This is a genomic window from uncultured Campylobacter sp. (genome assembly GCF_938045205.1).
Lineage (GTDB): Bacteria > Campylobacterota > Campylobacteria > Campylobacterales > Campylobacteraceae > Campylobacter_B.
The window spans coordinates 1-8559 of the sequence record NZ_CALIMY010000123.1 but is presented as its reverse complement, the minus strand read 5'-3'; the positions used below and the strand labels follow the sequence as shown (position 1 = coordinate 8559).

Genomic DNA, 8559 nt, shown 5'->3' with positions numbered 1-8559 from the left:
CGATAATGTTTAAAGTTCCGTCCTGCGCGAGCTAAATTTTATATAATTTTAAAATCGAGCCGAACCCGAGCATGCGTTCGATCCCGGGGATTTTTTATGAAATTTCAAAATTTTAAATCGCTGCTTTCAACTAAAATTTTTAAATTTCCAAATTCTCACACGCCATAGAAATTCAAATTTCGCAAATTTAAAAATTTGAATCGGATGTGCAAATTCGGCACAAATTAAAACTCTGTAAATTTTAAATTTCGCTCGAATGCAGCGCAATTTTAAACATTAAATCTAAAGTGCATCACGTCGCCGTCTTGCACGACGTAGTCTTTGCCCTCAAGGCGCATTTTGCCCGCTTCTTTCGCCCTGCTCTCGCCGCCGCACGCGATAAAATCATCAAATCCGATCACCTCGGCTCTGATAAATCCGCGCTCAAAGTCGTTGTGGATCACGCTCGCGGCCTTTGGAGCCTTCCAGCCCTTCGTGATCGTCCACGCGCGCACCTCCATCTCGCCCGCGGTGAAGTAGCTGATGAGGCTGAGCTTTGCAAAGGAGCGCTTGATGATGAGCTCCAGCCCGCTTTGCTGCACGCCCAGGCTCTGCAGCATCTCGTGCGCCTCCTCGTCGCTTAAGCCTATGAGCTCCTCTTCGATCTTGGCGCAGAGCTTGATTACTTCGGCGCCGCGGGCATTTGCGTATTCTTTTACGCGCGCGACATATTCGTTATCCTGCGCGATGCCGTCCTCGTCCACATTGGCGCCGTAGATTACATCTTTGGCGCTAAGCAAGCGCAGCTCGCGATTTAAAGCGATGTAGCTTTCGTCCTCTTTGAGCGCAAAATTTGAAGCGGGCTTGCCGTCGTTTAGATGCGCTAAAAGCTCGTTTGCTACGGCTAGCGCCTCTTTAGCGCCCTTTTGATTTGCTTTGGCTTCCTTGCCGAGACGCTCGATTTTGCGTCCAAGCTGCTCGATGTCCGCTAAAATAAGCTCGGTTTCGATGATCTCGATATCGCGGATGGGATCGACGCAGCCTTCGACATGGGTTATGTCGCCGCTTTCGAAGCAACGCACGATATGCAGGATGATCTCGCACTCGCGGATATTTGAAAGAAATTTATTCCCCAGCCCCTCGCCCTTGCTTGCGCCGCGCACGAGGCCCGCGATATCAACGAACTCGATGGTCGAATGCACGATGCGACCGGGCTTAACGATCTCCGCCAGCTTTGCTAGCCGCGCATCGGGCACGGGCACGACCGCCTTATTGGGCTCAATCGTGCAAAATGGATAGTTTTGCGCCTGCGCGTTTTGCGCGCCGCTAAGAGCGTTAAATGTAGTGGATTTACCGACGTTCGGAAGCCCTACGATCCCTACTGACAGCCCCATCTACGCGTCCTTCAGCTCTTTGGCTAGGGCCTGCAAGAAATATAAGTTTGCTCTCACGCCCGCGCCCGTCGCGCCCGCGGCGTAATAGCCCCACGCCTTTTCCAGATACGCAGGACCTGCGATATCAAGGTGCAGCCACTTGTCTTTATACTCGTCTTTTATAAATTTATCCAAAAACAGCCCCGCGGTTATCGCGCCGCCGTATCTGCTGGAAGCGCAGTTGGAGACGTCTGCAATACTGCTTTTAATTAGCTCGCGCAGATAATCGTTAAATTCCAAAATACTAAATAGCTCGCCGCTGCAGCTGCTAAGATCTTTAAATTTACGCTTTAGCTCCTCGCTGTTTCCCATGATACCGCTAGTGTATTCGCCCAGGCCCACGACGCAAGCGCCGGTAAGCGTCGCCATATCTATTAGCAGATCGGGGGCAAGATCCTGCGCGTAGCTTAGGCAGTCGGCAAGCACGAGCCGCCCCTCCGCGTCGGTGTTTCGCACCTCGATACTTACGCCGCTGCGACTAAGTAGCACGTCGTCGGGTTTATACGAATCGCCGCCGATCATATTTTCGGTAGCGCCGATAACCGCGTGTATCTCAAACGGCAGCTCGAGCTCGGCGGCGCCCTTGATGATGCCCATCGCAGCGAGCGCGCCGCTTTTGTCGCTTTTCATCGTAAGCATATAATCGCTCGGCTTCAAACTTAGCCCGCCGCTGTCGTAAGTAAGCCCTTTGCCCACGAAAACGACGCGCTTTAGGCAGCGCTGCGGCTTATAGATCAGATGGATGAGGCGCGGCGGATGGGCGCTGGAACGATTGACCGCCAAAAACGCATTCATATTCTGCTCGCGCAAAAAGTCTTCGTCGTAAATTTTAACGCTCACGTCGTCGTAGTTCGAGGCTAAAATTTCAGCCTCGCTCGCCATCTTTTCGGGCGTGTAAATTTCGGGGATCTCATTGACACCGTCGCGCGCAAAATTTGCGGCGTTTGCCATCACGGTGCCCTGCTGTACGCCGTAGTTCATCTTTTGCAGATCGGGGCTACTGCCGCCGTACTCCTGCGTCGAGATTAAAATTTCATTCAAGCTGGAGCTTTTCTTCTCGCTTTTGTATTTGTTAAACTCATAGCCGCCTAAAAGCACGCCCTCGACCATCGCCATCGTGCTTCTGCGGTCGCAGCCGCATTTATAAAAGGCGATTTTGAAATTTTTGATCGCATAGCCCTTGAGCGCGTTGTATGCGCTCGCAAGCGCCGCTCGCAACCTATCGAAGCTAAGCTCCTTAACGCACACGTATAGCCGCCCGCTCTCGGCCAGCAGCAGATTACCCTCGCCTTTGTAATTAAAAAGCGCAAACTTATCCGTGTCTTTAATAAATTCGTGATTTAAATCTTTATCCACGACCAAAATAACTTCAAAATCCGCCTCTATCTCGTTAATTTTACGATCTAGCAGTTTTACTTTCATCTCGTTCCTTTCGTGAGTTCATAAAGTGATTTTCCATACGTTTAAATAGCCTAAAAAATAGATATAAAATTCCGCCTATGATAGGTATCGCAAAATACCAGTGTTGCTCAATTAGCCGCAGCCCGCTCCAGATCTCCTCACCGAAATACCACGCCAAAATCATCGTCGCGCCCGACCAGCACCAAGCGCTAAAAAGATTGATAATCGCAAATTTCTTTGCGCTGTAGCGAGTGATACCGATACTCATCGGGATGATGACGCGGAAGCCATACATATAGCGCTGCATTAAAATTATCGGCCAGCCGTAGCGTTGCAAAAGCAGGTGCGCGATCGCAAATTTTCGGCGCTGTGCCGCGAGCTTTTTACTGATATATTTTTTGTTGTAGCGACCGATATAAAAATAAAACTGATCGCCACAAAATGCCCCAAGCCCCGCGACAAAGATACCTAGCGGCAAATTTATGTGCCCCTCGTGCGCCATTATGCCGCCCAAAATCAGTGCGATTTCGCCTTCTAAAATACACCAAACAAAAAGCACGATATAGGCGTATTGGTGGTATTCTTGTAATAAATTTTTAAGTAGCTCTTCCAAAATCACGCCTCTAAAACGCAATAAACATTTGTGCGGCGCGAAAATTCGCCTAGATCGTTTAACTCGCGCAAATTTAATAAAAAGCACGCCTCGACGCATTTAGCCTGCGTCTGCGCGATGAGATCTAATGCCGCTCGTGCGGTGCCTCCAGTGGCGATAAGATCGTCGATTAGCAATACCTTGGCATCTTGCACGCCGGAGAATGCATCCACATGCATCTCGACCTGATCGAAGCCATATTCAAGGCTGTATTTTTGCGAAATCGTGATATAAGGAAGCTTCTTTGGCTTTCTAATCGGCACAAAAGCAACTCTCAACCTCGCCGCAAGCGCCGCTGCAAAAATAAATCCGCGACTTTCTATGCCTACTATGTAATCAAGTCCGTAATCAGCGTAGCGCTCGGCTAGATGATCAAGCAGGAAATTAAACGCCTCGCGATCGCCTACGAGCGTCGTGATATCGTAAAACAAAATACCGGGCTTTGGGAAGTCGCGCACGGTGCGGATCGAGCGAAATAAATAGCTTTTTTGCTCGTTGCTTAGACTTTTCATAGCTTACCTCTTTTCAATCTTGCGTTTTGGATTTTTAAGCTGCAGTTTTCGCTCTCCTCATTTTGCAGGGCCTCAATGCCGAAGCGAAGGGCAGTTTTGAGCTTTTCGTTATCGCTTTTAAGCTTTGAAATTCTTTCTTCGCTCTTTCGAAGTAAGGCGTAAATTTTAGAATTTTTTCGGATCGATAGAATAAGTAGTGCTGCAAAAAATAGCGCTAAAACGCCTAACGCTACGCTCATTGCTCGCCTCCTTCATTTGGATTTGCAAAGCGGCGCATAGTAGCGAGTGTTGCGCTAAAATAGGCAGAATTTATGCCTCTAAAATACGCACTAGAAAGATTTGCTTCCTTTAAATTTACGCTCATAATAGCAGAATTCGCATCTTTTAAACCCGTACTAGTACAATTCATGCTTTTTGGCTTAAAGCTCATGCAGAAAGAATTTGTAGCCTTGAAATTTATAATTGCTGGGTTCAAACTGACAAAATCTTTACGACTAGCTTTTTGAGCGAAATTTTTCTCGCAAACGCTCTCGCGCGTAAAATTTAACGTAGAATTTGCGCTAGTGGAATTTTTACCCAATGGATTTTTCCCATCAAAGATTATCTTTGCGTGCGCAGAATTTAAATTTATATGATGTGCACCACCAAAGCTTATCAAGGAATTCTCGCCGGTAAATAAGGAATTTTTACCGTTAAAGCTCCGCGCAAAATTTGACGCAGAATCCATGCCGATGGGATTTTTGCAAGAAGGGATTTCGCCTACGAAGCTTAATTTAGAATTCCGCCCATTTAAATTAGCGCCACAGCTTTGTTCCGTAAAATTTTGAGCGGAATTCTGCATGAAATTCTCCCCGTCAAATCCAAGCATGCAATTCACACTACCGCGAGCGCCTAGCTTTGCGACGCGCTTAATGTGCCTACCGCCCGCAAAATCGGTGCTAAAAAACGCCCTAATCATATCTTCAATCACCAGCGCGCCCATTAATCGCTCGCCGAAGGCTAGGACGTTAGCGTCGTTGTGCTCTCTGGCTAATCTAGCGCTAGTCGCGTCATGACACAACGCGCAGCGGATGTGAGCGTGGCGATTTGCGGCGATGCTGATACCGATGCCCGTACCGCAAATCAAAACACCGTAAATGCCGTAGTCGGTGGAATTTAAAATTTTATCTTTGCTCGCGTTTGCGGCAGCTATGCTTGCGCAGGCAGTCGTATTTGCGTCCGCATCAAAATTCTTGCCTTCGCCGCTCTTGACGGCGTTAAAATTTTTATCTTTCTCGCCATGCTGCGCGGTAGTGCTAAAATTCCCGCTACCGTTTATACTTGCGCCGAAATTTTCACTGCCGCCCGCTTCAGAATTTTCCGCGGCTGCAGCAGAATTTATGCCGTCGTTTTCTTTAAAATTTTCACTTCGCGTGCAGGCTTCACATTCGGCTAAAATAGCTTCCGCCAACGTGCCCGCAAAATCTGGGTAATCTACGCTCGCTTCGGCGCTATGAGTGCCAAGGTCGACCGCTTCGTAACCTAAAGTGGCGAGCGCTTTTTTAGCTTGCTCTTTGGCACGAAAGCCCGCATGATCGCTCGCTATGAAAATTTTATTTATTTGCATTGCCGCTCCTTATTTTTGCTCATAGATTAGGCTCTCGTCGTTTTGCAAGGTATCGACGAAGCGCCCGATTCGCTCCCAGCGGATCTTGCGATCGGCATCGATACTAAAATAGGTAAACCATGGCTTGCCGACGATCAGACGATAAGGCACCGGACCCCAGAAGCGGCTATCGGCGGAATTATTTCGATTATCGCCTATCATAAAATACTCATCCTGCGGCACTTTGATGTAAAAGGCATTGAAGCTTATCCCCGCAGCTTCGAAGCTATGAGGAATTTCGCTTAGACTAATGGGCTTCATAGAAAATTTACCCCCATCAAGCGCGGCTTTGACGTTTGCCAGCATCGAGTTTCGATTATTTGGATCGTAGTGGATGCCTTTAAATTTATACGGTTCCTTGACATATTTTTCGCCGCCTAAGATCACGATATCGCTAGCATCGTAGTTTGCAGCAATGAACTCGTCGCCTTCATGCGGACGAAGGTAGAAATTATTCAGATCAAATATCACCTCGTCACCGCCTACGGCAAAATTTCGCTTTACAAAGTGCATTTTTTCATTAAGCGGATAGCGAAAAACCACGATGTCGCCGCGCTTCGGACCCTCGCCGCGGATGATATGTCCATCTCCGTCGCTATCAGGAGCTACCTGCCACTCTACAAACGGAATATGCGGGGTCGGGATACCGTAGCTAAATTTTTTAACGAATAAAAAATCGCCCTCTAAAAGCGTAGTGCGCATCGATCCGCTGGGGATCACGAAGGCTTGCGCAACAAAAAGAATGACAAATAAAACGACGATAACCGTCCCCGTCCAACTTGATAAAAAGTGATAAATTTTGCTTAGTATTTTCATTTAGGCTCTTTGTTTTAAGCGATTTTTCGCCGATTTTATCGTATTGCTCAAAAGCATTGTAATCGTCATCGGCCCCACGCCTCCGGGCACAGGCGTGATGAACGAGCATTTTGGCGCTACCGCGTCAAAATCGACGTCGCCCCTTAGTTTGCCGTCCTCGCCGCGATTGATCCCTACGTCGATCACCACTGCGCCTTGTTTTACCATATCGGCGCCCACAAAATGCGCCCTACCGACCGCCACGACCAAAATATCGGCATCTACGCAAAGCTGCTTTAGGTTTTTCGTCTTACTATGAGCGATCGTAATGGTGGCGTCGGCATTTAGAAGTAGGCTCGCCATCGGCTTTCCTACGATATTGCTGCGACCTAGCACGATGGCGTTTTTACCCGCTATCTGCACGCCGTATTCCTCAAGCAGGCGCATCACGCCAAGCGGAGTGCAAGGCACAAAACCGTCCGCAAGCCCGCTAGTAAGCTTGCCTACGTTTATCGCGCTAAATCCGTCCACGTCCTTTTGTGGGCTTATTTTTTCTAAAATTTTATTCGTATCAATGTGCTTCGGAAGCGGCAGCTGCACCAAGATGCCGTCGATGCTTTCGTCCTCGTTTAAATTTTCTATCAGTTCTAAAAGCGCCGCCTCGCTCACGTCGGAGCTCAAGCGGTGCGCTACGGATCGGATCCCACAGACAGCGCAGGCTTTTTCCTTGCTCGCGACATAGGTCTTACTAGCCGCGTCTTCGCCTACCAAAATCACCGCCAGCGCGGGCTCTACGTCCTTTGTGGCAAGATCCGAAGCGGCCGATTTGATCTCCTCTTTTACCTTCGCGCTTATGCTTTTGCCGTCGATTAAAGTCATTTAAAGCCTTTTTGAAAAATAGGGAATGTTACCCTAAAATTTATAAAATTTAGATTTATTTAGCGGGATTTTATGGGAATTTGAAAGAATTTTAAAAAGAATTTCGTCCTGAATTTATGCCTGCTCAAATAAGCCTAAATTTTATCGTCGCATCATAAGCGGATAGGCATCTTTGGCGTCGCCACGCTCAGGTTTTGGCGTTCGTACAGCCAATATTGCGGGATTGAGCCTTTTTTATCCATGGGCGAGTAGGAACTGCGACGTTGTTATTTCCCCGCCGCTATAGCACCCGTATTGCGGCTTGCTGCGCAGCGCCCGTTTTATGCATAATAGTAGCCCATATAATGGCGGCTTGGTGTCGTATCTTGCTCGGCGGGGGAGTCTTGCGGCCCGCTTCTAGAACAGCCGCACAGAAACAGCGTCACGCACAGCAATAAAACGATCTTTTTCACCATAAATCCTTTCAAGATTTTTATGATTTCATCTTCGAGTGGTTTTGAAATTTTACAAAATTTAGAAAAGCGCTCATAAAAATTTGCTCCCCTTTGAAATTTAAAATTTTGAATAAATTTGAACGAGCAAATTTATCAAATTTAGGCTTTGCGCGGGTTGCGATCTCGCGCAAAGAGCGCAGCTCTAAGGTCGCTAATCGTATTTGTGCGGTATTTAATGCAGCACAAACCCACGTCGCACAAGATCGCGCAGCCTCCGTCCCGCTCGCCGAAATACCGCGCTCAACGTGCCGAACACAGCCGCGCCGCTTTGGAATTTTAAAATTTAGCTAAATTTTAAAGCGCTGCGTTTAAATTTACTCGTTGCGCAGTGTTTGCAGAACGTCGATCTGCGTGGCTTTTTTGGCCGGATACCATGACGAAAGCGCCACGATAAGCACCGCGCCGATTAAAATCATCGCCAAATCGCCTAGCGAGAGCTCCATCGGCAGCTTCGAGCTTCCGTAGACGTCGGCCGGCAGATTTACGATGTCGAAGCTTCCGAGCAGCCACACGCCGAATAGGCCCAAAATGAGCCCGAATATGATGCCGCCGCCGCCGATCGTGGCTCCGAGCGCAAAAAAGGTCCTTTTGACCTCCTTTTTGCTGGCTCCCAGGCTAAGTAAAAGCGCGATCTCTTGGCGACGGTTCATCACGGTCATCAGAAGCGAACTTACGATATTTAGGCTCGCGACGAGGATTATCAGCATCAGTACGATGAAAAGCGCGCGTTTTTCAAGTGCAAGGGCGCTGAAAAAATTGCCGTTTTGCT

At 48.2% G+C, this 8559-nt stretch carries 9 protein-coding genes and 2 pseudogenes; all 11 read right to left on the bottom strand.

Annotated elements, in window-relative coordinates; genetic code table 11:
* Nucleotides 1–269 precede the first annotated feature (269 nt).
* Nucleotides 270–1373 (bottom strand): redox-regulated ATPase YchF, encoded by a 1104-nt coding sequence (ychF, locus tag Q0198_RS07515; protein ID WP_297896604.1) that lies wholly within the window; start codon nt 1371–1373, stop codon nt 270–272.
* Nucleotides 1374–2834 (bottom strand): leucyl aminopeptidase, encoded by a 1461-nt coding sequence (locus Q0198_RS07510; protein ID WP_297896602.1) that lies wholly within the window; start codon nt 2832–2834, stop codon nt 1374–1376.
* Entirely contained in the window at nt 2809–3426 is a 618-nt protein-coding gene (locus Q0198_RS07505; protein WP_005870565.1) for a DedA family protein, read from the bottom strand. The genes Q0198_RS07510 and Q0198_RS07505 overlap by 26 nt, the downstream gene beginning before the upstream one ends.
* A gap of 2 nt (nt 3427–3428) precedes the next feature.
* A complete protein-coding gene (locus Q0198_RS07500; RefSeq protein WP_005870566.1) occupies nt 3429–3977 on the bottom strand; it encodes an adenine phosphoribosyltransferase in 549 nt (182 codons plus the stop codon).
* Entirely contained in the window at nt 3974–4216 is a 243-nt protein-coding gene (locus Q0198_RS07495; protein WP_177388948.1) for a hypothetical protein, read from the bottom strand. Before Q0198_RS07495 ends, Q0198_RS07500 begins: the two co-directional genes overlap by 4 nt.
* A gap of 653 nt (nt 4217–4869) precedes the next feature.
* Nucleotides 4870–5112 (bottom strand): annotated as a pseudogene (locus Q0198_RS07490) (RpiB/LacA/LacB family sugar-phosphate isomerase); the annotation flags it as partial.
* A gap of 303 nt (nt 5113–5415) precedes the next feature.
* Nucleotides 5416–5583 (bottom strand): annotated as a pseudogene (locus Q0198_RS07485) (RpiB/LacA/LacB family sugar-phosphate isomerase); the annotation flags it as partial.
* 9 nt (nt 5584–5592) lie between these two features.
* Nucleotides 5593–6438 carry a signal peptidase I gene (lepB, locus tag Q0198_RS07480; RefSeq protein ID WP_297896598.1) on the bottom strand — a complete coding sequence of 282 codons (846 nt, stop codon included), beginning with the start codon at nt 6436–6438 and terminating at the stop codon, nt 5593–5595.
* A complete protein-coding gene (gene folD, locus Q0198_RS07475) occupies nt 6439–7296 on the bottom strand; it encodes a bifunctional methylenetetrahydrofolate dehydrogenase/methenyltetrahydrofolate cyclohydrolase FolD (RefSeq protein ID WP_297896597.1) in 858 nt (285 codons plus the stop codon).
* A gap of 320 nt (nt 7297–7616) precedes the next feature.
* Nucleotides 7617–7748, bottom strand: a complete 132-nt coding sequence (locus Q0198_RS07470; RefSeq protein ID WP_297896595.1) for a hypothetical protein — start codon at nt 7746–7748, stop codon at nt 7617–7619.
* Nucleotides 7749–8104: 356 nt separating this feature from the next.
* A partial coding sequence (locus Q0198_RS07465) for an FtsX-like permease family protein (protein WP_297896593.1) occupies nt 8105–8559 on the bottom strand: 455 nt, incomplete at its 5' end.

Coding starts and splice junctions, on each gene's coding strand:
- Q0198_RS07495 (WP_177388948.1), bottom strand. CDS start 4,216: ATGAGCGTAGCGTTAGGCGTTTTAGCGCTATTTTTTGCAGCACTACTT.
- folD (WP_297896597.1), bottom strand. CDS start 7,296: ATGACTTTAATCGACGGCAAAAGCATAAGCGCGAAGGTAAAAGAGGAG.
- ychF (WP_297896604.1), bottom strand. CDS start 1,373: ATGGGGCTGTCAGTAGGGATCGTAGGGCTTCCGAACGTCGGTAAATCC.
- lepB (WP_297896598.1), bottom strand. CDS start 6,438: ATGAAAATACTAAGCAAAATTTATCACTTTTTATCAAGTTGGACGGGG.
- Q0198_RS07500 (WP_005870566.1), bottom strand. CDS start 3,977: ATGAAAAGTCTAAGCAACGAGCAAAAAAGCTATTTATTTCGCTCGATC.
- Q0198_RS07510 (WP_297896602.1), bottom strand. CDS start 2,834: ATGAAAGTAAAACTGCTAGATCGTAAAATTAACGAGATAGAGGCGGAT.